Below are 23317 nucleotides of genomic sequence, written 5' to 3' on the forward strand. Positions count from 1 at the left end.
AGCTCAGCTTCCGCCCACAAGCGGACCGGTGAGGCCGCCGACGACGTTGCCGAGCCCGTCACCGACGCCGCCGACCACACCACCGAGGCCGTCACCGACGCCACCGACCACTCCGCCGACGCCGTCACCGACGTCGCCGAGGGTGGGACCGTTGTACTGGGGTGGGCTGATGGGCGGCGGAGTGTACGCCGGCGGCTGCGGTGCCGGAATGTTCGGTGCAGGCGGTGCCGGAATGTTGGGTACAGCCGGTGCCGGTGCCGGTGCCGGCGCCGCTGGGGCGCCACCGCCGACCGGGGCCACTGTCGGGTCGGCGACGACGCTGCCGTCGGGCGCGATAACGGTGCCGGGTGCGGGAATCAGCGTTCCGTCGGCGGCGACGGAAGGAGCCGGCAGACCGCTTTCGTTGGCCGACGCGGTGGCGTCGGCGATGTTCTGGGCCGTTGCTCGGGGAGCCGTCGTGGTGCCGGTCGTGTCCGCAGTGTTCTCGGAGACGGCGGGAGTTTCGGGGGAACTGAGGGCGGTGCCGATGGACAGTCCGCCGGCGGCGATGACCGCGAGGGCGGCCACGGATGCGAATACGATCCCGGTCTTCTTGCGAACCGACATCCCGGTGGGCTCGGCCGCAGCGGCGCTCGCGGACGCGACCGAAGTCGGTGCTGGACGCGGCGCGGGCCGAGTGACATCGACCGCTGCCGCTGCCGGGGGTACGTCGGAAACCGTGGTGTGTGCGATCTCGTTGCCGATCATCGCGCCCCCGATCGCGGGGATGCGGCCGGGGTGCGGACCGGTCGCGACGGGAACTCGCAGCTGCGACGAGATCAACTCGGCGACAAGGGGAATGCTCGAGCTGCCACCGGTGAGCAGAACCTGGGTCAAGTCAGAGGCGTCGAGGCCCGCGGTGTGCAGGGTTTCACGGATCAGTTCGACCGAGCCGAGAATGGGCGCTCGGATCAGATCCTCGATCTCGTCGCGAACGAGCCGAGTCTCGTAGTTCAAGCCGGGCAGTTCGACGGACACGGTGGTCGACGTCTCGGACGAGAGCCGTTCCTTCGCTTCGCTGCAGCGCGCACGCAGTTCGACCAACGCTCCGACAGTGTCCGGATCGAACGGATCGAACTCGAACGACTGGCTGCTCGACACCGTCTCGAGGATGTACTGGGTGATGAGATGGTCGAACTGCGACCCGCCGAAGTCCTGTGAATGGACGCCGTTGCCGATGGTCCCGGCTTCGGATCCCGTGCGCATCAACGTAATTCCGAGCGAGGTTGCTCCGAGATCGTAGATGGCAGTCAAGCCGTCACCGGGCGTACCGCGGGAGCCTTCGAGCCACCGCATCGCGGCGAACGACTCGGGTACGAGGGTGGCGTCGGATACCCCGGCGCGCGCCAAGGCCTCGCGCAGCACATCGGTGGTGTACGAGGTCCACCGATCGGGGTGGGTGACCACCACGGTCGGCTCGGTCTCGGACCCGGCGGAGATCTCCGCGATCAGCGCGCGCGTGGCAGTGGCGAACAGGTCCTCGGCGAGATGGGTGCGGCCGTCCTCGTCGATCAGCGGCACCGGATCGCCGACGCGATCGGCGAAACCGCCGAGCAGATGCCGCTGATGGCGTTCCGACAGCGACGCGAGGGCGGGTGCCGCACCCGGACTGAGGTCGAGAGCGGACCTGCGGACAACCGTGGGCATTGCCTCGTCGGTGGCGTAATCGCGGGGAGCCTGGGGGTCGCGAGATGTATCGAGCGCGGCCACCGAGGTGACCGTTCCAATCCGTATTCCGAGCCCTGCACTCATCGCCATCTCCGCATTCTCGTCACCGTCGACGTCGCTCTTGTTGTCGTCAGCATGGCAGTTTTCGTTACCTCTCACAGTGGGTCGGCCGGTTGTTGCGGGCAAACCCCCTAACGCCCGACGATCCCCTAACGGACCACCCCTGGTCGTCGTCGTTCCGATAGGGGGTTCGGCCCCGTTGGGCGATTCCGCGGGGGCCCATAGCTTTGTTGACAACAGCTTCGCGATCGCAGACGGCTTGTGATCGACCACGAACGACCACCACTGAAGGAGCCACGACCATGGCCACGAACGCAGTACTCGACTTCATCCTCAGCCTCCTCCGCGACGACGAGGCGGCCGCCGCGTACTGCGTCAACCCGGACGCTGCGCTCGCCGCCGCCGGCCTCGGCGACGTCAGCCACGCCGACATCGTCGCCGTCGCACCGCTGGTAGCGGAATCCGGACTGTTCGCCGGAGCCGGCTCGCAGCTCTCGGCAATCCTCGGCGCCGGCGGCGCGGGAGGCATCGGGGGTGGCCTCGCCGGCGGCGCTGCCATCGGCGGCGGACTGTCGACCGGCCTCGGTTTGGCCGCAGGCGCCATCGTCGGCGGCGGGCTCGCAGGTAGCGGAATCATCGGTGGTGGTATCGGCGGCGGCTTCGGCGGCGACCTGGACCTGGCGGGCGATATCGCCGCGCAGATCGGTGCGGCGCTGAGTGCGGCGCTCGCCGTCGGCGGTCAGATCGGCGCCGAGCTCGGTGCCGCCTTCGGCGCGGCACTCGAAGCGATCATCGGAGCAGGCGGATCCATCGACCTCGGTGGCGCAGCCGATCTGAGCGGCGCACTTGCCGGTGTCATCGGCGGCGGGATCGACCTCGGCGCGGACCTGACCGCAGGACTCACCGCCGCGCTCGACGCCGCTCTCAGCGCGGTCGGTGGCCTGGACCTCGGTGTACTCGCCGGCGTCGACGGCGCACTGACGGGCGCTCTCGAAACCGTCTTCGGCATCGGCGGCGCAGTGGGAGCCGACCTCGGCGCAGCCCTCGGCGGAGTGCTGGGCGCAGTCCTCGACGCAGACCTGGTCGGCAATCTCGCCGGGGACCTGGCGGGCGGGCTGGGTGCCGCGCTCACTGCCGGACTCGACCTCGGCGCTGGCGTCGCTGCCGGCCTGGCCACCGAGATCGCAGCCGGACTCGGCGGCGCGCTCGACGCTGCGATCGGCGCGGGCGCCGGTCTTGCCGGCGGCCTGGCAGGAGGCCTCGAAGGCATCTTCGCACTGCAGAGCGGCCTAGCAGCAGCCCTCGGATCCTCGCTCGGCGCCGTGCTCGACGCCGGTGCGCTGGCTGATCTGGACCTCGCCGGGCTCGCTGGCATCGACCTCGGTGGCATCATCGGCGGTGCCCTCGGCACGGCCCTCGACCTCGACGCCGGGATCGTCGGCGACTTGACGGCCTCGCTCGGCGCCGCACTCGACGGTGTCATCGGTGCCGACGGCGCACTCGGTCTGGGCGGTGCCGCAGACCTCGAAGGCCTCCTGGGCGCAGCGTTCGGCATCGGCGGCGAAGCAGGCGCAGGACTCGGCGCCGCATTCGACGCCATCCTCGGTGCAGGTGGGGCCCTCGGTGGCGCTCTGGATCTCGGCGCAGCGCTCGGTGCAGGCGGAGCACTGGCCGGTGCGCTCGACGGCACCCTCGCAGCAGCGCTCGGCGCCGCAGGCGATCTGGCCGGGGGCGTGGACCTCGATCTCGGTTCGGGACTGGAGGGAATCCTCGGAGCCGAAGGCGCCCTGGCGTCGACCATCGGTTCCTCGCTCGGCGCGGTACTCGACGCCGGTGCACTCGCCGATCTCGACCTGAGCGGCCTTGCTGCCGGTGACATCGCCGGCGCGGTGAGCGGTGCACTCGGATCCGCGTTGGATCTGGACACCAGCGCCATCGGCAGCCTGACTGCCGCACTCGGCACCGCCATCGACGTCTCGGCTGCGGGCGAGCTCGCCGCCGCGACCGATCTCGAAGGCGTCCTCGGCGCTGCATTCGGTGTGGGCGGCGAGGCGGGTGCCGGACTCGGCGGCGCACTCGACTCCGTTCTCGACACCAGCGGCGCCCTCGACCTCGGCGCCGCACTCGGTGGCGGAGCGGAACTCGGCGGCGCGCTGACAGGGGCACTCGATGCCGCGCTCGGTGCGACAGGCGGAGCAGCGGGCAGCGGTGACATCGATGCAGGACTCGGTGCCGTGGGCGGCCTTGCCGGTGGACTCGCGGGTGGTCTGGGCGGCGGACTTGCCGGTGGCCTGGGCGGCGGACTTGCCGGTGGCCTCGGCGGCGGCGTCGAGACAGGACTGGGAGCTGTTGCCGAGGCCGGCGCCGGCCTCGAATCCGGAGTGGGCGGTGCCGTCGACGGCGCTATCGGTGCCGTCGGAGGTGTCGGTGGCGCGCTCGACGGTGCAGCCGGCGCGGGCGGCTCGGCAGTCGGTGAACTGGGTGCGGGCCTGAACGCGGGTCTCGGCGCTGGCCTCGATGCCGGGGCGTCGGCCGGGGCCGACCTGGCAGGCGGCCTCGCCGGTGGTGCGGCCGCAGGAACGGACCTGGCAGGAGACGTCGCGGGTGGTCTTGCCGGTGGCGTCGAGGGCGGCCTTACGGGCGGCGTCGAGACGGGTGCTGACGTTGCCGGTGGAGTCGCAGGCGGCTTGGACAGCGGCTTCGATACCGGTGCGGACCTGATCGGGGGAGCCGCAGGAGGCCTCTCCGGTGGCGTGGAGAGCGCCGCGGATGCGTCCGGATCGCTCACCAGCGGATTCGACTCGAACGCCTGGTCCTCGGTGGACTCGAACATCTTCGGGCAGGCGCAGGGTGAATCCTCCTTGGGCGGGGAGTCCAGCCTGCACGGCGACATCGACAGCTCGGCAGACTCCGTTCCCGAGGTCGCCACCGTCGACCACAGTGCGGATCTGCTGAATCCCTGATGCGGTAGCACGAACGAATATCTGATGCGATAGCACGAACGGATGAGGAGGCCCCGGGCGGTTCGGTACGCCCGGGGCCTCTTTCCTCGTTACAGTTCGATGCAGCAGCACATCACGCACCAGATCCGAAAGAAGGCTATGGACGGGCAAGCGAAGCAGCTGGCCGACCTGCTCGACCGAACTGCGGCAGTGGCCCAGACGGTCGGACGGTCCGATCTCGTGGAAAGGATGACGCTCGCCAAGGAGCGGGTGCTCGATCCGCGTCGTCGCATCGTTGTCGTCGGACCGCTGAAACAGGGAAAAAGCCAGTTCGTCAACTCGCTGCTCAACCTCGAGGTGTGCTCCGTCGGCGACGACGAGACGACGGCCATCCCGACCGTCGTCCAGAACTCGGATCGCTCCCATGCCGAACTGCTACTGGCTGATCCCGGCAACGACGTTCTGCGCGTTGATGTTCCGTTGGCCGAACTGCAGAGCATCACCCCGGCCAGCCCTCTTGCCCAGGGTCGTGAAGTGTTGCGACTCGAAGTCAACGTGCCGAGTCCGTTGCTCGCGGACGGCCTGGTGCTGGTCGACACACCGGGCGTCGGTGGTCACGGAAACCCGCATGCGGCCGGCACCTTGGGTCTCGTACCCTCGGCCGACGCCGTGCTGGTGGTCTCCGATGCCAGCCGCGAGTTCACCGAACCCGAAATCTCGTTCCTCCGCCAGGTTTTGGGGCTCTGCCCGTCGGTGGCAGTGCTGATCACCAAAACCGACCTCTATCCGCACTGGCGTCAGATCGTCGAGGCCAACCGAGGGCATCTGCAGCGTGAAGGACTCGATGTCCCGATGATCCCGCTGTCCTCGCTGCTCCGGTCGCATGCGCTGCGACTCGACGACGAGGAGCTGAACGTCGAATCCGGTTTCCCGGCCCTCTACACGTTCTTGCGCGAGGAGGTCGTCCTGCGCGCCGACACCACGACCCGCACCGCCGTCTCCCTCGATATACGTTCGGTCACCGAACATCTCACGTTGGCCATGGCCAGCGAGCTTGCGGCGCTGCGTGACCCGGAACGCGCCGCAGCGGCCGTGGCGGGCTTGCAGCGCGCAAAGTCCGCGGCCGAGGACCTGCACAAGAAGACGTCCCAGTGGCAACAGACCCTCTCCGACGGAATCGCGGATCTGGCGTCGGACATCGACCACGACCTGCGGGATCGGCTGCGTCGCGTCACGCGCGAGGCCGAACAGACCGTCGACGAAGGAGATCCGGCGTCCGACTGGGCCGAACTCGGCGACTGGCTCGAAGAGCAGATCGCTGCCTCGGTCGGTGACAACTTCGTCTGGGCGCACGAGCGGGCGTTGTGGCTGGCCGAGCTGGTCGCGGAGCATTTCGCGGCCGCCGGTGCCGTCTCGTTGCCCGACCTCGACCTCGGTGATCTCGAGAACGTGCTCGATCCTGTTGCCTCACTTGCCGACCTCGAGACCGGCGCTCTCGGCATCACACAGAAGGTGCTCGTCGGCATGCGGGGTTCGTACGGCGGTGTGCTGATGTTCGGTTTGATCACCACATTCGTCGGTCTGAGTTTGCTCAACCCCATCTCGATCGGTGCCGGCGTGTTGTTGGGCACCAAGGCGTACAAGGAGGACAAGGAGAATCGAGTTCGGGCACGTCGATCCGAGGCGAAGGTTGCTATCCGACGCTTCACCGACGACGTCAGCTTTCAGGTCGGCAAGGAATCGAAGGATCGGCTTCGGCTCATTCAGCGTGTCCTTCGCGACCACTTCACCTCCATCGCCGAGCAGACTCTGCGCTCACTCAACGATTCGCTGCAGGCCGCTCGGGAGGCCGCGAACGTCGAGACCAACGAACGTGCCACACGCACAGCACAACTGGATCGCGAGATGAAGGTGGTCGCCGAACTCAACGAGCGCGCGGCAGCCCTCGTACCCGCCGGCGCTCCCGCACCCGACGCAGCAGCGAAGTGACCGCGCTGGCCGAGGCTCGTGCGCTGATCTCTGCCGCGCGCGAGGCATACTCCATCGACCATCAGGCCGCGGCGACGCTGACCGAATGCCTCGAGCGGCTCGACCAACCGTTGCGCGTGGCCCTGGCCGGATCGCTCAAAGCCGGTAAGTCCACCCTGCTCAATGCGCTTGTGGGACAGGACATAGCCCCCACCGATGCCACCGAGTGCACCAAGGTGGTCACCTGGTATCGCAGCGGATCGACCCCCAGTGTCACTGCCTGGTACGACGGTGATCGCTCCGCGCACGTGCCCGTGCAACGCCGAGGCGGGCGGTTGACCTTCGACCTCGGCGAGCTGACGGCGGCGCACGTGGACCGGCTCGATGTCGAGTGGCCCGCCCGCACACTGACGCAGACGACCATCATCGACACCCCGGGCACATCCTCGCTGTCACGGGATGTCTCCGCACGGACGCTGTCGATGCTGACGCCGGAGAACGCGTCCTCGGGGGCGGATGCCGTCGTCTATCTGCTGCGGACGCTCAACGCCACCGATGTGTCCTTCCTCGGACAGATCTCGTCCCACGTGGGCGGAGAAGCGGGGCCGCTCGGCGTCATCGGTGTCGTCTCGCGTGCCGACGAGGTCGGAGCGGGCCGCATGGACGCGATGATGTCCGCCAAGGAGGTAGCCGCGAGGTTCGCCGCAGAACTCGAGGCAACCGGATTGTGCCAGGCGGTGGTACCCGTCGCCGGACTGCTCGCGCTCGGTGCCGAGACACTGCGGCAGTCGGAGTTCGCGGCATTCGAAATGCTCGCGCAGGTGCCCGATGCGGATCTGCAGTTGGCTATGCTGTCGGCGGACCGCTTCTCGCGGCCCGGTTTGCTGCCGATCGACCCCGAGCTGCGCGCGTCGATCGTCGATCGCTTCGGGTTGTTCGGTATCCGGATGGCAGTGACTCTGATCAAGCTGGGCGTGCACGATTCGCCGACGCTCGCGGCGGAACTGGTAGAACGCAGCGGGCTGAGCGAACTGCGGTCGGTGATCGACGTCCAGTTCGGTCAGCGAGCAGACCAGCTCAAACTCCATTCCGCGCTGGTGACATTGCAGCGCACCCTAGAGTGGCGGCCCATCTCGGAGTCGGCTGCCCTTCGCGCCGAAGCCGGTCGCATGATGGCCGACGTGCACGGATTCCAGGAGCTTCGGCTACTGGGGCGGATGCGGTCCACGGCGCCGAAGCTACCCGAGCCCCAGCTCGCCGAACTGCACCGATTGATCGGTGGCTACGGCATCGACCCGTCCACCCGACTCGGCCTCGACCCCGACAGCGCGCCCGCGCAGCGGCACACCGCTGCGCTCGACGCGGTCCAGAAGTGGCGTCGGATGTCCGAACACCCGCTACTCGACCAATTCACCGCGCGAGCCTGCGAGGTCGCAGCCCGCAGCGCCGAGGGCGTTGCAGTACTGCGCTGATGCACCCCGTGTGTGCGTAGGTACCGCCCGCGGTACCTACGCACACACGGGCCTATCGTCGGATTGCGAAGCCGGTCACCGCAGCCACCACGGCGAGACCGGCTGCGAGGAGCGGCCCCCACTGCAGGGCCCCAGCTGCGATCGACCCGGCCTCGGACATGAACGACCAGAAGAGCAGGGACGCACCGATTGCCGCCAGGGCAGCGAAGACCAGCACGAGGGCCCCGCCGCGCTTTCGCCCCGCAGCCAACATCGATCCGACCCCCGCGAGCACCAGGATCACGGCCGCGACCCCGGCACTACCCAGCAACGTCACCGTCACCGTATCGGTGACCTCGGCGGAGCTCGCCCCGGAGTCCTGCTCCTGAACAGAGGTTTCCAGCGCCGACCGTACTGCGTCGTATTCGAGCGCGAGCACACCAGCGATCGCCAGGAAGACAACCGTCACAGCCACCCACGAAGCGACGTTCAACCGGTACGCAAGTGAGGGCCGCGGCGCTTCCTCCCGGGTCCGCAGTGGCTCGACCGTGAACTCCGGGCGCTGCGGTTGCTGGCGTGGTTCGGCCTCGGGACGACGATGATTTCCCTGCTCACTCACAAGCATCGAGCCTTTTCGGTTGTGACGGGGGAGCTCATCATCGGAGAATCACCGGAACTCCTTGGTAGGGGCCGAGCGTCATCGGGAAGCTGTTCAACTCGTCGACGACGCCGATGTCGGTGTCGTCGAACATCTCGTGAACGGCCGCCCCCGGCGTCAGGTACTTGGACTGAATGGTCGCGGCGACATCCTCGGAGGAAAAGTTGATGACCGTCGCCTGGATGTTGCCCTGCCCGAGGTCGTGCACCAACACCAGTAGTCCCTTGTGCGAGACCGTCGGAACATCCAACTGTTGGGCTGTCGCGATGCCGTACCTGTTGCGTAGCTCGATGATTCGCGCCAGCCGCCGGGCGAAGGAGTGGGGATCCTTCAACTGCTCCGGCAACGATCCGTACAGGCTCCGGCCGCGGGGGATGCCGGATTCCGAACGCACAGCCTCGGGATAGCTGTCCATGAGGTCGTGCGCTCCGCGGTTGATCCAGCGGGTGTCGCCCTCGCGGATCAGCTCGGCGACATCCTCGGCTCCGATGGGCAGGATGCCGAGCAGGTCCCAACCCGAGAGCGCGAAGACGCCCGGTTGCAGGGCGTTGTACATCGCCAGCATCAGGTGCGCGGTCTTGACCGTTTCGATATCGGTCTCGTCCATGCGGTCCAGATCCCGGATGCCGAGCGAGGCGGTGATCACACTTGCTGTGGTGCAGGCGATTCCATTGGTGGTGAACAGTCGGTTGTACGGCGCCCACCGGCCGGTGAGGCGATCGGTGAGCTCGGACCGAATCTGGTTGCCGAGATCGGCACCCTTGACCACCTCGTTGCAGTAGGTGAACTCGTCCTCGGCGTGCAGCGTGGCGAAGTGGATCAACTCGAAGGTGAGCTCGTCGTGATTCTGCAATGCGTGCACCAGAGATGCCGGGTCGACACCATGGTCACGCGACAAAGACATTGTGAGCCTGAGGAATTCGGTGTTCCCCATGACAAGTGCGTGGTGGTAGGCGGGCCGGTTGATGAAATCGTAGGACAGGTCGGCGCCATTGGCACCCATCGCCTTGATGTCGTCGATGGTCAGATTCAACTCCTGGAAGGTGAACCCGCCCATCTTGCGGACGACGCTGGCGATGAGGTGGTTCGCGGCCTCGGACAGGGGATGGCCCTCGGACCAACCCGGACCCTCCGCCCGCCGCTCGACGCCGAGGAAGCCGTTGGCGTCGAGGCGAAGAGCGCCGGCACCGAGGTCGGCGATCGAGTGGCAGGCGTCGCCGATGACCAGGCGCATGCCGGCGAACGAGGGGTCGAGCCAGTTGATCGACGGCTGACCTGCCTTGAAGTAGTGCAGGTACACCCAGCGTCGTTCGACGCCGTCGATTCCCACCACCGGAGCCGTTGCGCTCCAATTGGTTTCCTTGACACCGAGTTCGTAGAAGATGACGCGCTGCAGTTGCCCGATGATGTAACCCGCGCGGGCGAGATTGGCTTCGGCTTCGGCGTCGATGTTCTGCGAATCGGTTCCGGCGCGGACCCGGGGGAGCAGATGCCAATCCTGCGGCTCGATCTCCACCATGTGATAGATGCCGGGATAGTCCGCCACGGCCATCTCGGCCAATCGGAAGTCGGCGCCCTTGCCGGTGTGACCCGGAACGATGTCATCGATGACGATGCCCTCGTAGGCGGCGGCCACGACGCACAGGCGTCGGAACTCCTCCTCGGAACCGAACGCCGGGTCGATCTGCATGCCGATGCGGTCGAAATGCCCGTCGACGGACGGCGTCGGACGCCAGCCGTGGATGCCGCCGGCGACCTTGACCGGTCCGGTGTGGACAGCGGTGATGCCGATCTCGGAGAACGCCTGCCACAGTGCTTCGTCGCCCAGGGTGCTGAGGAAACTCGTGCGGGGCGCGTTGATGACCGAGATTGGATAAGCGGTGAACCACACGGGCGCGCGCTCGACGGCAGCGCGTGGGTCGGGATCGGCGTAGGGGTTCTGCCACATGCTGCCCTTGCCGGAGAGTTGTTCGGCGATGAGCTTGGCGTCGTGCAGCATGGATTTTTCGGTGAGCCAGTCCACGTATTCGGGGTTGGCTGCCGAGGGGTCTCCTTCGACGGGAGCTGCCCTGTTTCGATCGGCCCGCCTTACGGAGGGGCGTAGTGGGCGCGGTCTGGCGGGATAGAACTTCTCGTCGTAGGTGATCTCGCTCGGTTCGTGCTGGACTTCGGGATCCATGTGCCTCTTTCCGCCCTCGCTTTGTTTCAACCCTACGTAGGGAAGGCATGCTCTGCAGTGTTGTTACATCCCCGCGCGCAGGCCCAGCGAAACCTTCACGTCGATGAATTGCACGGGTGTGATTCGAGATGTGGGCTTACTGGACCGTCACCGAATCGAGACTGCGCGGTCTGGAAAGTTCGGCTCGAGTGGGCGATAGTTGAATCGCACCAATAACCCCTTCAGTCACAGGAGTAACACATGCGTCGCACCGTCCGCACCATCGTCCTGGCCTCGACGGCCGCAATTGCCGCCGCCGTCGGCGCGGTAGCCATGGCGCCCATCGCATCGGCTCAGGAAGACGAGTCGGCTCCGATGCCCTTCGGATCCTCCGAGCTGCAGTCCCCCGACCTGGTGGTCTCGATCGACGCGGTCTGCGTGCCGCGAGCCGAGGAAGACGACCGTGAGGGAGAGCTCGCGGCCCTCGAGATCACCCTGAACAACGTCGGCGCGGACGCCGCCTCGTTGATCTCCACCAACTACGGCATCGCCCCCGATCTGACCGGTGTGCTGCCGGAGGATGTCATCGAGCCCGGTGAAGGCATCGTCTACACCGTCCCCACTCCGATGAGCGAGTGGAACAACGTGCTGGCCGGCGCGGCAACGTTCTCGCCGCAGCTCGACGCGAACTACCCGGACAACTTCGCAGTCGGGATGCTCAGCATCGACTGCTCCTAGGCGCTTCGCACACGTGCGCGGAAATACATAGCCGGCTATGTATTTCCGCGCACATGCGCGTCAGCGCCCCCTGGGAACAAATCCGAGAAACCCTCCGTTGTGCATTCTGACAGCCTTGAGTGGATGAGACTCAAGTCCGAGTTGACGAATCGAATATCGTCGAGGCAGACTTGAGCGAGGTTCGCTCAGCTAGGAATCACCCCAAGCTACAAACAGGAGGAAACACTATGGCTCGTGCGGTCGGTATCGACCTCGGGACCACCAACTCGGTCGTGTCCGTCCTCGAGGGCGGCGAGCCGGTTGTGGTCGCCAACGCCGAGGGATCACGCACCACCCCGTCGATCGTCGCTTTCGCCAAGAACGGCGAAGTGCTGGTCGGCCAGCCCGCGAAGAACCAGGCGGTCACCAACGTCGACCGCACCATCCGATCCGTGAAGCGCCACATCGGCACGGACTGGAACGTGGAGATCGACGGTAAGAATTACACTCCGCAGGAGATCAGCGCGCGCACGCTGCAGAAGCTCAAGCGCGACGCCGAGGCCTACCTGGGTGAGGAAATCACCGACGCGGTCATCACCGTGCCCGCCTACTTCGAGGACGCACAGCGTCAGGCCACCAAGGAAGCCGGCCAGATCGCCGGCCTCAACGTCCTGCGCATCGTCAACGAGCCCACCGCGGCTGCACTCGCATACGGCCTGGACAAGGGCGACAGCGAGCAGACCATTCTGGTATTCGACCTCGGTGGCGGCACGTTCGACGTCTCGCTGCTGGAAATCGGCGACGGTGTCGTCGAGGTCCGCGCGACGTCCGGCGACAACCACCTCGGTGGCGACGACTGGGACGAGCGCATCGTGACCTGGCTCGTCGACAAGTTCAAGGCTCAGAACGGCATCGATCTGACCAAGGACAAGATGGCCCTGCAGCGTCTGCGTGAGGCTGCCGAGAAGGCGAAGATCGAACTCTCCTCCGGGCAGAGCACCTCGATCAACCTTCCGTACATCACGGTCGACGCGGACAAGAACCCGCTGTTCCTCGACGAGCAGCTCAGCCGCTCCGAGTTCCAGAAGATCACCTCCGACCTGCTCGACCGCACCCGTGCGCCGTTCCAGGCAGTGGTCAAGGACTCCGGCATCGCCGTCAAGGACATCGATCACGTCGTGCTCGTCGGTGGTTCGACGCGTATGCCCGCCGTCTCCGAGCTGGTCAAGGAACTCTCCGGTGGACGTGAGCCCAACAAGGGCGTCAACCCGGACGAGGTCGTGGCCGTCGGTGCCGCACTTCAGGCCGGCGTGCTCAAGGGTGAGGTCAAGGACGTTCTGCTCCTCGACGTCACGCCGCTGTCCCTCGGCATCGAGACCAAGGGTGGCGTGATGACCAAGCTCATCGAGCGCAACACCACCATCCCGACGAAGCGATCCGAGACCTTCACCACCGCTGACGACAATCAGCCTTCGGTGCAGATCCAGGTCTTCCAGGGTGAGCGCGAGATCGCCTCGCACAACAAGCTCCTCGGCTCCTTCGAGCTGACCGAGCTGCCCCCGGCTCCTCGCGGCGTCCCGCAGATCGAGGTCACCTTCGACATCGACGCCAACGGCATCGTGCACGTCACGGCCAAGGACAAGGGCACCGGCAAGGAAAACACGATCAAGATCCAGGACGGCTCCGGCTTGTCCAAGGAAGAGATCGATCGCATGGTCGCCGACGCCGAGGCACACGCGGAAGAGGACAAGGCTCGCCGCGAAGAGGCCGAGGTTCGCAACCAGGCCGAGTCCCTCGTGCACCAGACGGAGAAGTTCGTCAAGGACAACGAGGACAAGGTCGACGCCGAGCTCAAGGGCCGCGTCGAGTCCGCCATCGAAGAGGCCAAGACGGCTCTCGCAGGCAGCGACATCTCGGCAGTGAAGACCGCCGTGGAGAAGCTGTCCACCGAGTCGCAGGCACTCGGCACCGCCATCTACGAGGCGCAGGCCAAGGAGCAGGGCGGACCGGAAGGCACATCGCAGCCCGCTGACGACGGTGTCGTCGACGCAGAAGTTGTCGACGAGCCCGCCGACGACGCGGAGAAGAAGTGACCTCGGACAACACCGAGCAGGAACCGGTCACTTTCGTCGACAAGCGAAAGATCAACCCCGAGACCGGTGAACCACGGGAAGGCGACGCAGTACCGGAACCCCTGGCGGGTACCGGCACTGCGCCGCAGCCCGGCTCGGTTCCAGAAGAAGGGGCGCACGACCTCGAAGTGGCCGCAGTCCAGGAGTTCGAGGATCCGCGTGACACGCAGGTCCTGGAGCTCACGGCCGATCTGCAGCGGGTATCGGCGGAGTACGCGAACTACCGGCGTCGCACCGATCGCGAAAAGCAGACCGGAGCGGAGAACGCGAAGGCGTCCGTCGTATCCCAGCTGCTCCCGGTGCTCGACGATCTCGAGCGCGCTCGCCAGCACGGTGACCTGGAGACAGGCCCGGTGAGGGCAGTGGCGGACAAGCTGGCCGGTGTTTTCACCAACATCGGTCTGTCCACCTTCGGCGCCATCGGCGACAAGTTCGACCCGGCGATCCACGAGGCCGTTTCCCACGAGGGAGACGGCAGCGAGCCGGTCGTCGGGGCGCTCATGCGGCCTGGGTACAAGCTCGGTGACCGCGTGTTGCGCACCGCAATGGTCGGCGTCGTGGACGGTGTCGAAGCACAACCGTCCGACGAGCAGTAAAAATAGAGTCAGCGCGAGGGGAGGGAACGCCCGGTGAGCCAGCGGGAGTGGATCGAGAAGGACTTCTACAAGGAGCTGGGCGTTTCTTCCAGCGCCACCACAGACGAAATCAACAAGGCCTACCGCAAGTTGGCGAGGGACAATCACCCCGACGCCAACCCGGGTAACGCCGCAGCAGAACAGCGTTTCAAGGCGATCAGCGAAGCCAAGTCGGTGCTGATCGACCCGGCCAAGCGCAAAGAGTACGACGAGGCCAGGCGGCTGTTCGCCTCCGGCGGGTTCGGTCGGCAGGGCGGCGGATTCAGCCCGGGTGCCGGCGGATTCGGCGGCGGAGGAGGCCAGACCTTCGACGTCGGCGACATCTTCGGCGGTGCTGGTGCCGGAGCCGGTGCCGACGGCAGCATCGGAGACCTCTTCGGTGGATTGTTCAACCGCGGCGGCGGACCTCAGCAGCGAACCACGTCCAACCGTCCCCGGCGCGGCAGTGACGTCGAGACCGAAACCACGCTCGCTTTTCGTGAGGCCACGCAAGGCGTCACCGTTCCGCTTCGTCTGACGAGCCCGTCCTCGTGCACCACGTGCCACGGCAGCGGGGCGAAGCCCGGGACCAGTCCACGCGTGTGTCCCAGGTGCAACGGCGCTGGCGTCGTCAATCGCAACCAGGGTGCGTTCGGATTCAGCGAGCCGTGCGACGACTGCCGCGGAAGCGGCTCCATCATCGATGATCCGTGCGCAGACTGCCGCGGCAGCGGTGTGCAGAATCGCACCCGCACCATCACTGTTCGCGTGCCTCCGGGAGTGTCCGACGGCCAGAAGATCAGGCTCGCCGGTCAAGGTGAAGCCGGTCTGCGCGGGGCGCCGTCGGGTGACCTGTACGTCACGGTCCGCGTCCGGCCGGACAAGGTGTTCGGACGCAGCGGCGACGATCTCACCATCACCGTCCCGGTCAGCTACGGCGAACTGGTGCTCGGAACCACGCTCTCGATCCCGACGCTCGAAGGCCGGGTCGGAGTCAAGGTCCCGCCCGGCACCGTCGACGGCCGGGTCCTGCGCGTCCGCGGTCGCGGCGTACCGAAAAAGGCAGGTACCCCGGGTGACCTGATGGTCACCGTCAAGGTTGCCGTGCCGCAGAAGCTCGACGATCCCGCCACCGAGGCGCTGCGGGCATATCTGGAAGCAGAAAAGGCCAGTGGATTCGACCCGCGGGCGGGATGGGCTGGTGCATGATGACGGTGCCGCCTGGACCCACTCCTTCGCAGGGTGACCCGGACGCGCAGGTCTTCGTTATCTCCGTTGCCGCCCAACTCGCCGGAATGCACGCACAAACGCTGCGAACCTACGATCGCCTCGGCTTGGTCACCCCGCACCGCACCACCGGGGGCGGTCGACGGTATTCGCCGCGGGACGTCGCGTTGCTACGCGAAGTTCAGCGCCTCTCCCAGGACGAGGGCGTCAACCTCGCGGGCATCAAACGCATCATCGAGCTGACCAATCAGGTCGAAGCGCTGCAGGCTCGGGTGTCCGAGCTCGCCCAGGAACTCGCCAACGTCCACGCCGGCTACCGGCGCGATCTCGTTCCCGTGCAGCGAAACGCACTCGTGGTGTGGAAGCCGCGGCACCAGCGCTGAGAAGTTCGTCCTCACTGTTCGCGCTGCTCGCTCAGGAGAATGGGCAGCCCGACCCTCGACGGGACACGAAATTCGGTCTGATGTCGAGGTCCGGTGGATCGTAGAGTCGGTGGAACGTCGGGGTGATCGAGGAGGACATCGGGGGATTGATCCACGACCAATCCGTCGGGCACGATCTCCCAGCTTTGGCTTCACGCTCGACATGGTCGACGAACTGCTTGGCGACGGTGTGATGGTCGACCATGTATGCCCCCGACTCGCGGAAACTGTGGATGACCGCTCTGTTGAGCTCCACGAGGGCGCGGTCCTTCCACAGTGTGCGGTCCGAACTTCTGTCCAGCCGGAGTTTCTTGGCGATGGTCGGCAGCATGTCGTATCGATCGGTATCGCTGAAGTTCCTGGCTCCGACCTCGGTGTTGACGTACCACCCGTTGAACGGCGCACACGGGTAGCGAACCCCGCCGATCTCGAGATCCATGTCCGATACCGCGGGAACGGCATGCCACTTCAGGCCGAGATCGGCGAACCACCGGTAGTTCGGGTGCACCAGCGGCACCTCCAATACCAGCTCGGACGGCACATCGAACAGTTGAACGGGCTCGTCGGGGGTGGAGATCATCAGCGGCAGCACGTCGAATGCGGTGCCCTCGCCCTGCCATCCCAGACTTACCGCGAGCTCGGTGAGTTCGAGATGGGCGGGATCGCCGACAACGGTGCCGTCCGAACCGCGATAGCCGGCGTACCGAATCAGTTGTGGGTTGAGGATGCGGTACTCGCGACCGTCGGTGAGCGGCGGTGGGCCGACGGTGACGACGGACCGCAGTGCCCCACCGTTCGTCGCGACCGTGAGATGTTCGAAGCACGCGTCGGCGATGTCCTGCGCGGACGTGGCATGGCGGGCGTCGATGAGCTCGAGGGTGCGCCAGTGCTTGCGGCCGACGCATCGAGCGTGGTTGCGCCACGCGAGTTTGGCGCCGATGAGTATCTCCTCGGCCGACTGCACGTATGTCCCGGTTCGGCGCATCTCTTTCAGGGCGCTGGTTTTCCGCTCGGCCGGCAAGTGCGCCAATTCGGGCAGTTCGAAGAACTCACGGCACTCGCGTAGACGACGGGAGAAGTCCGTGTCGTTGCTGCCTGGATCCCCATTTCGTTTCTGCGCTGTTGCTTGTGTGTTCGCCCCGACAGCGACAGTCACGATTGGCCTACCCCGTTTCGATTGCACCCTTTTCGATCTCTATCGTCGCTGCGATAGTAGAGCCTCGACGAGTTGCTGGAAAGGCCCGAAACGCTATGCCTGCCACGCCAATTGATAGCACTCGGTCGGTTATCTCGGGCATTTTCGGCGATTGGCTTGTTATGGCCGAAGAAACCGATTCGTACGTTCTCCTGCGATGAGTCGCATCGCTGCGGCTGGGCTAGACTTCGGCCAATTGCCGGTGATCGGCGCAGGTCGAAGGCAGCGATCAGCAGTGGACACACGTATGCGCGGACTCGGAGAGGGGGCTTACAGGCCAATGGACAGTCGGACGATTTCACTCGTCAGAACAACTTTCAAGGCGGTAGCCGCCGTCGAGGGTGGGCCAGAGAAACTGACCCGGTCTTTCTACGCGATTCTGTTCGCGCGCAATCCCGAGGCGCGCGATCTGTTTCCTGCGTCGATGTCACTGCAACGCGACAAACTTCTCACAGCAATCGCCTACGCAATCGATCAACTCGAAAACCTCGACCGGCTACTTCCGTTTCTTCAGCAGTTGGGTCGTGACCACAGGAAATACGGGATCGTCGACGCTCACTACACTGCCGTCGGCGACGCGTTGATCACCGCGTTGGAACAGTTCGCGGGCACCGAGATGTGGACCGAGGAGGTCGAGGGGGCCTGGCGCGAAGTGATCGGTGTGATGGCTACCACGATGATCGACGGCGCCAACGGCGACGACGGCCCGCCGGTGTGGATGGGTACCGTCGTCGAACACATGCGGGTTCTCGATGACGTATCGGTCGTCCGCCTGAAACTCGACGAGCCCATGGACTACGCAGCGGGCCAGTACGTCAGCGTCTCGGTCCCGAGCAGACCGCGGATGTGGCGTTACCTTTCGCCCGCGATACCGGCCAACTCGGCGGGTGAGATCGAATTTCACATCCGACGTGTCTCCGGTGGCTGGGTCAGTCCGTCTGTCGTGGCCAACACCGCCGTGGGTGACCGCTGGAGTGTCGGATCCCCGCTGGGTTCGATGACTCGTCACACCGCGCAGGGTCGGGATCGGCTGCTGATCGCGTCGGGAACCGGCATTGCTCCGCTGCGCGCGCAGGTGATGGAGATGGCAGCACGCACCGACAATCCCCGCGTGAGCGTCTTCTACGGCGGGAAATATCCCTGCGATCTCTACGACATGGCGACGCTGCAGCAGATCGCGGCAACCAACCCGTGGCTGTCCATCGTCGGTGTCGTCGAGGATGACACCGACCCGTGGTGGAACGACGGATCGCGATACAGGCAGTTCGCCGGCGCGATACCGCCGACGGTCGGGAAACTCGGCACGGTTGTCGTCGATCACGGCCCGTGGGACAACCACGACATCGCGATCGTCGGCTCTCCGTCGATGATCAACACGACCAAATTTCGACTGCAGGGCGCTGGGGTCGACATGTCGACGATCAGTTACGACCCCTGGTGATTGCGGCTCCGCCGCCCGTGTGTGCGTAGGTACCGCCGCAGGTACCTACGCACACACGGGTGCGGCCTACGCTGGACCCATGCAGACGTGGAACGCCGAGGTGGTTCAGTACCACCGACTCCGCAACGATCTGGCCGTGATCAGGCTCGTCGGCGACGTGATCCCGTTCGCCGCCGGCCAATCGCTCGAGGTGACGGTCCCGCAGAATGCGCGGCTGACGCGTCGGTACTCCCCAGCGTTGCCGCCCTCTCTGGACGGGAAGCTCGAGTTTCATGTTCGGGCCGTCCCGGCGGGGTGGGTGAGTGGGTCGATCGTCAACGAGACCAGGCCCGGCGACGTGTGGAAGCTGACCGACCCCAAGGGCACGCTTGCCGTCGACGATTCCGGCCGCGATGTCGTCATGATCGCCGGCGGTACCGGTCTTGCGCCGATGCGCTCGCTCATCCTCGATCTGGCGCACCGCGCGACAACGCCGCCGTCGGTGACGCTGTATGTCGGGGGCCGATCGCCGCGTGACCTCTATGCCGCCGATCTGCTGTGGATTCTCGCCTCGGAGCTTCCCTGGCTGACGGTCATTCCCGTGGTAGACCAGTTGAAGGATCCGTGGGCACCCGATCGGTGGAACGACACCATTCGCGCCGAAGCGGCGGAGGTGCCGATCTTCGGTCCCGAACACTGCTGGGAGGGGAGCCTCGCCGACGTGATGAGCGTGCAGGAGCCGTTCCGAGATCACCAGGTGCTGGTGTGCGGTTCCCCGGGTATGGAGGCGGCCACCATCTCGGCGTTGATCGGCAACGGCACCCCTGCAGCGGCGATCAGGCGCTGATCACCCGGCCTCGCGCGCAGGCAGAGCACGGGAACGACGAGTCGCTCCAGCCCTCGCGAACCAGCACTGCCCTGACCTCTTCGAACACCGCGCACGGTGTTCGGGTGACCTCCTCCCATCCGTAGACCAACCTGGGGCGCCCGGCGAGCTCGGCGGCATTGTCGCGCCGTCGATCGCGGAATTTCACAGCGTTCGCCGAGTGGAACCGCGCGCCATCCAAACGCACTATGAGCGGCACTCCATGATTGCAGTAGTCGACGTCCTCGAAAAGGACACGGCCGTCGACGATCACCGGCCCTTGCCGCGCTCCGGTAGGAAGGCCGTGGGCGGCCTCGACGTCGAGAACATACCGATGTTCGAGTGCTGACTGCACGCCGTCGGTGAGAAGCCCTACGGTGTCGACGATCGCCTTCTTGTAGCGCCATGGCGGCCGCTGTTCGAGGCGGCGACGGACCTCCTGGATCGAAATCCTCGCGTTGGTTGTCGCTTGAACGAGTTCGATCATGCCCTCCCGCGCGGTATCTGCGGCGGTGGCGAGATCGATCGCGGTATCGGCTCGCGATGTCAGCGGGAACCCTGCGTCGACGCGGATGTGCCGGATGGCCCTCGATCGATGAACGATGACGCCGGGGTGGATGATCGTGTGCGCCGAGGCGGTCGCGCGCGGCGAGTTGATACGTCGGGTCGGGGCCTGATCGACCGCCGAGCGCCCGAACGGCACCGTGATGTGTACCGGTCTGGGCTCGGCGGGTGCAGGCTTGATGTTCCAGTGCACGGCCGCGGTCTCGTGGCTGAGGATGGCGGATCCGCCGCCGTAGACGAGTGCGGCACTGTGCATCATCGGCACAGTCAGCGGACCGTTGGTGACCGATACGACGCCGTACAACACCGGCAGCCACTGCCCGCTTGCAATGCGATGGTGGGTGATGCGTCTGGTGTAACCGTATCGCCGCAGTTGGTCGGCGCGCACAATGCCGAGTTGTTCGTCGAGCAGTCGCTGCCAGTCCTGGCTGTGTTCCATGCGCCGATGGTGGCACCTGGCATCGTCCGACACGCCCGAGATTTCCTCGGCCTGTGGATAACCTGCCCCCACCTGTGTGTGGGTAGGTACCGCGGGCGGTAACTACCCACACACGGGCGCGCAGCGCATCATCGCCCCTCGAACGACGGCTTTCGCTTCTCCGCGAACGCTCGGGGGCCTTCCTTGGCGTCGTGGCTCTTGAACACTGCGACACCGAGTTCGGCGTCGATCTGGAACGCCGCCTCTTCATGCATGCCTTCGGTATCGCGGATCGTGCGCAGGATGGCCTGTACGGCGAGGGGGCCGTTCGCGGCGATCATCTCCGCCAGTTCCAGCGCTTTGGTCAGTGCTTGTCCGTCGGGTACGACGTGGCCTATGAGCCCGATCTCTTTGGCCTCGGCGGCGCGAATGTGCCTGCCGGTCAACAGGATGTCGGCGGCGATGGTGTACGGAATCTGGCGGACCAGTCGCACGGCCGACCCGCCGAGCGGAAAGAGGCCCCACTTGGCCTCGGAGACACCGAATTTGGCGCTCTCGCCGGCAACTCGAATGTCGGTGCCCTGCAGAATCTCGGTGCCGCCCGCGATGGCTGGTCCTTCGACGGCTGCGATCAGGGGCTTGGTGAGCCTGCGGCCCTTGAGCAACGCCTCGATCTTCGACATGTCCCAGCCGCCGGAGCTGAAGCTGTCGCCCGGATGGGTGGACGTCATGGCTTTGAGATCGGCTCCGGCGCAGAACGCGCCACCCGCGCCGGTGAGGATGGCCACGCGGATGTCGGGATCGCTGTCGACCCTGTCCCAGGCGTCGCGCATGATCGCCATCATCTCGCCCGACAGGGCGTTGCGTGCTTCGGGCCTGTTCATCGTCACGATCAGTACGTGACCGCGCTTCTCGACGAGTGCGTGGGCGGTGGCTGAAGCGGCGGTGGATGACGGGGCGGTGGATGACGGGGCGGTGGATGACACTGTCGGTTCTCCCACTGGTCTGTGACCTGAGTCTCGATTTGCCTATTGTCAAAAACGATAACACGTTCTATTTTTGTGTCGTGGCCCTCAATATCGCAGACCTCGTGGAACATGCTGTCGACCTGGTTCCGGACCGGGTCGCCCTGGTGTGTGGGGATCGTGAGATCACCTACGCGCAGATGGAAGACCGGACCAACAGATTAGCCCATTACCTGCAGAAACAGGGGGTGAAACCGGGTGACAAAGTAGGCGTTTACAGCCGCAACGGCATCGAGACCATCGAGTCGATGATCGCTGTGTTCAAGCTGCGTGCGGTGGTGGTGAACGTCAACTACCGATACATAGAGAACGAGTTGCAGTACATCTTCCAAAATTCGGACATGGTCGCGCTGATTCACGAGGCGCGCTACTCCGACAAGGTCGCTGCAGTCTTGCCCACCTGCCCCTTGCTGAAGACGACCATCGTGATCGGCGACGCGGCGGATGGCCAGGTCTCCTACGACGAAGCCCTCGAACAATCCTCACCCGAGCGCGACTTCGGCGAACGCAGCGGTGACGACATCTACATGCTCTACACCGGCGGAACCACCGGCAGCCCCAAGGGCGTGATGTGGCGTCACGAGGACGTCTGGCGCGTACTCGGCGGCGGCATCAACTTCATGACCGGCGAATATCTCGAGGACGAGTGGGATCTCGCAAAGCTGGGCGCCGAAAATCCCGTCATGACGCGTATGCCGATCCCGCCGATGATTCATGGTGGCGCGCAGTGGGCGACGTTCCAGTCTCTGTTCGGCGGCGGAAAGACGGTGCTGCACCCAGACTTCGACGGCCACACGATCTGGCAGTTGGTGGACAAGCACGGCATCAACCTCATCTTCATCACCGGCGACGCCATGGCTCGGCCCATGCTCGACGCCCTCATCGAGGGTGGGCCCGATGGCAAACCCTACGATCTGTCGACGCTGTATCTGATGGCCAGTAGTGCGGCACTGTTCTCGCCGAGCATCAAGGAGAAGTTCCTCGAACTGCTGCCCAACCGGATGTTGACCGATTCGATCGGCTCGTCCGAAACGGGGTTCGGCGGCCTGAGCGTGGTCACCAAGGGCGCCGAACACACCGGTGGACCCCGAGTGAAGATCGACGCGTCGACTTCTGTGTTGGGCGAGGACGGCCATCCGGTCGAACCCGGTTCGGGCCAGAAGGGACTGCTGGCCCGACGCGGACACATTCCCGTCGGTTACTACAAGGACGAGGCCAAGACCGCGGCCACCTTCAAGGAGATCCACGGCGTTCGGTACTCCATACCCGGTGACTATGCGCAGGTCGAAGAGGACGGCACCGTCACGATGCTCGGACGAGGTTCGGTATCGATCAACACCGGCGGCGAGAAGGTGTTCCCGGAGGAGGTCGAGGGCGCGCTGAAATCGCATCCCGAAGTGTTCGACGCAATCGTCGTGGGAGTCCCCGACGAGAGGCTCGGTCACATGGTTGCCGCTGTCGTTCAGGCACGGGGCGAGGAACGCCCATCGCTCGCCGATCTCGATGCGTGCGCACGCAAGGAGATCGCCGGTTACAAGGTCCCCAGGGCCGTGTGGTTCGTCGACGAGATCAAACGGTCGCCGGCGGGCAAGCCCGACTACCGCTGGGCGGTGCAGCAGACCGAGCTGCGACCGGCTGACGAAACCAACAACGCGCACCTCGCGCAGCGCAGATAAGGACAACGAATGCGGACAGATCTGTGCGAGAAGTTCGGCGTGCAATACCCGGTCTTCGGCTTCACCCCATCCGAGCACGTCGCCGCCGCGATCAGCAG

At 65.8% G+C, this 23317-nt stretch carries 17 protein-coding genes; 11 read left to right on the forward strand and 6 right to left on the reverse strand.

Annotated features, from left to right (window positions below):
- Nucleotides 1-3: 3 nt before the first annotated feature.
- Nucleotides 4-1866, reverse strand: coding sequence for an Hsp70 family protein (locus tag J1M86_RS15435; protein WP_307786654.1), 1863 nt, complete (start codon nt 1864-1866; stop codon nt 4-6).
- Nucleotides 1867-2069: 203 nt separating this feature from the next.
- On the opposite strand from J1M86_RS15435, the gene J1M86_RS15440 reads away from it, so the two are divergent.
- The 3 genes from J1M86_RS15440 (at nt 2070) to J1M86_RS15450 (ending at nt 8149) form a co-directional block, all read left to right on the forward strand.
- Nucleotides 2070-4730 (forward strand): IniB N-terminal domain-containing protein, encoded by a 2661-nt coding sequence (locus tag J1M86_RS15440; RefSeq protein ID WP_206510556.1) that lies wholly within the window; start codon nt 2070-2072, stop codon nt 4728-4730.
- A gap of 138 nt (nt 4731-4868) precedes the next feature.
- A complete protein-coding gene (locus tag J1M86_RS15445; protein ID WP_206510604.1) occupies nt 4869-6698 on the forward strand; it encodes a dynamin family protein in 1830 nt (609 codons plus the stop codon).
- On the forward strand, nt 6695-8149 hold the full coding sequence (locus J1M86_RS15450; protein WP_075840945.1) for a dynamin family protein: 1455 nt from the start codon (nt 6695-6697) through the stop codon (nt 8147-8149). The genes J1M86_RS15445 and J1M86_RS15450 overlap by 4 nt, the downstream gene beginning before the upstream one ends.
- A gap of 52 nt (nt 8150-8201) precedes the next feature.
- Here J1M86_RS15450 and J1M86_RS15455 read toward each other — a convergent pair whose 3' ends face one another.
- Entirely contained in the window at nt 8202-8747 is a 546-nt protein-coding gene (locus J1M86_RS15455) for a hypothetical protein (RefSeq protein WP_241260133.1), read from the reverse strand.
- Nucleotides 8748-8784: 37 nt separating this feature from the next.
- Nucleotides 8785-10965: a maltose alpha-D-glucosyltransferase gene (treS, locus tag J1M86_RS15460; RefSeq protein ID WP_075840946.1), complete on the reverse strand. Its 2181-nt coding sequence runs from the start codon at nt 10963-10965 to the stop codon at nt 8785-8787.
- A 240-nt stretch (nt 10966-11205) separates the two neighbouring features.
- Between treS and J1M86_RS15465 the strand changes: the two genes are divergently transcribed.
- From J1M86_RS15465 to J1M86_RS15485, 5 genes are all read left to right on the forward strand, one after another.
- Nucleotides 11206-11682: a Pro-kumamolisin, activation domain family protein gene (locus J1M86_RS15465; RefSeq protein WP_206510557.1), complete on the forward strand. Its 477-nt coding sequence runs from the start codon at nt 11206-11208 to the stop codon at nt 11680-11682.
- A gap of 227 nt (nt 11683-11909) precedes the next feature.
- Complete coding sequence (dnaK, locus tag J1M86_RS15470) at nt 11910-13754, forward strand: molecular chaperone DnaK (protein ID WP_206510558.1); 1845 nt, start codon at nt 11910-11912, stop codon at nt 13752-13754.
- Nucleotides 13751-14389, forward strand: coding sequence for a nucleotide exchange factor GrpE (grpE, locus tag J1M86_RS15475; RefSeq protein ID WP_206510559.1), 639 nt, complete (start codon nt 13751-13753; stop codon nt 14387-14389). The genes dnaK and grpE overlap by 4 nt, the downstream gene beginning before the upstream one ends.
- Before the next feature lie 33 nt (nt 14390-14422).
- On the forward strand, nt 14423-15616 hold the full coding sequence (gene dnaJ / locus J1M86_RS15480; RefSeq protein WP_206510560.1) for a molecular chaperone DnaJ: 1194 nt from the start codon (nt 14423-14425) through the stop codon (nt 15614-15616).
- Nucleotides 15616-16017, forward strand: coding sequence for a heat shock protein transcriptional repressor HspR (locus tag J1M86_RS15485; protein ID WP_139318345.1), 402 nt, complete (start codon nt 15616-15618; stop codon nt 16015-16017). The genes dnaJ and J1M86_RS15485 overlap by 1 nt, the downstream gene beginning before the upstream one ends.
- A gap of 31 nt (nt 16018-16048) precedes the next feature.
- Here the strand turns inward: J1M86_RS15485 and J1M86_RS15490 are convergent, their stop codons facing one another.
- Nucleotides 16049-17212 carry a nitric oxide synthase oxygenase gene (locus J1M86_RS15490; protein WP_206510561.1) on the reverse strand — a complete coding sequence of 388 codons (1164 nt, stop codon included), beginning with the start codon at nt 17210-17212 and terminating at the stop codon, nt 16049-16051.
- Nucleotides 17213-17531: 319 nt separating this feature from the next.
- On the opposite strand from J1M86_RS15490, the gene J1M86_RS15495 reads away from it, so the two are divergent.
- Both J1M86_RS15495 and J1M86_RS15500 read left to right on the forward strand, forming a co-directional pair.
- Nucleotides 17532-18692, forward strand: a complete 1161-nt coding sequence (locus J1M86_RS15495) for a globin domain-containing protein (RefSeq protein WP_206510562.1) — start codon at nt 17532-17534, stop codon at nt 18690-18692.
- Between the two features lie 79 nt (nt 18693-18771).
- Nucleotides 18772-19518: an FAD-binding oxidoreductase gene (locus tag J1M86_RS15500; protein ID WP_206510563.1), complete on the forward strand. Its 747-nt coding sequence runs from the start codon at nt 18772-18774 to the stop codon at nt 19516-19518.
- Here J1M86_RS15500 and J1M86_RS15505 read toward each other — a convergent pair.
- Nucleotides 19508-20539 (reverse strand): hypothetical protein, encoded by a 1032-nt coding sequence (locus J1M86_RS15505; protein WP_206510564.1) that lies wholly within the window; start codon nt 20537-20539, stop codon nt 19508-19510. The two genes, J1M86_RS15500 and J1M86_RS15505, sit on opposite strands and share 11 nt — an antisense overlap.
- A gap of 128 nt (nt 20540-20667) precedes the next feature.
- A complete protein-coding gene (locus J1M86_RS15510) occupies nt 20668-21504 on the reverse strand; it encodes a crotonase/enoyl-CoA hydratase family protein (RefSeq protein ID WP_307786655.1) in 837 nt (278 codons plus the stop codon).
- Nucleotides 21505-21584: 80 nt separating this feature from the next.
- On the opposite strand from J1M86_RS15510, the gene J1M86_RS15515 reads away from it, so the two are divergent.
- Entirely contained in the window at nt 21585-23219 is a 1635-nt protein-coding gene (locus tag J1M86_RS15515; RefSeq protein WP_206510565.1) for an acyl-CoA synthetase, read from the forward strand.
- Nucleotides 23220-23317 lie beyond the last annotated feature (98 nt).

The organism is Rhodococcus sp. KRD197 (assembly GCF_017168235.1).
Classification (GTDB): Bacteria; Actinomycetota; Actinomycetes; order Mycobacteriales; family Mycobacteriaceae; genus Rhodococcoides.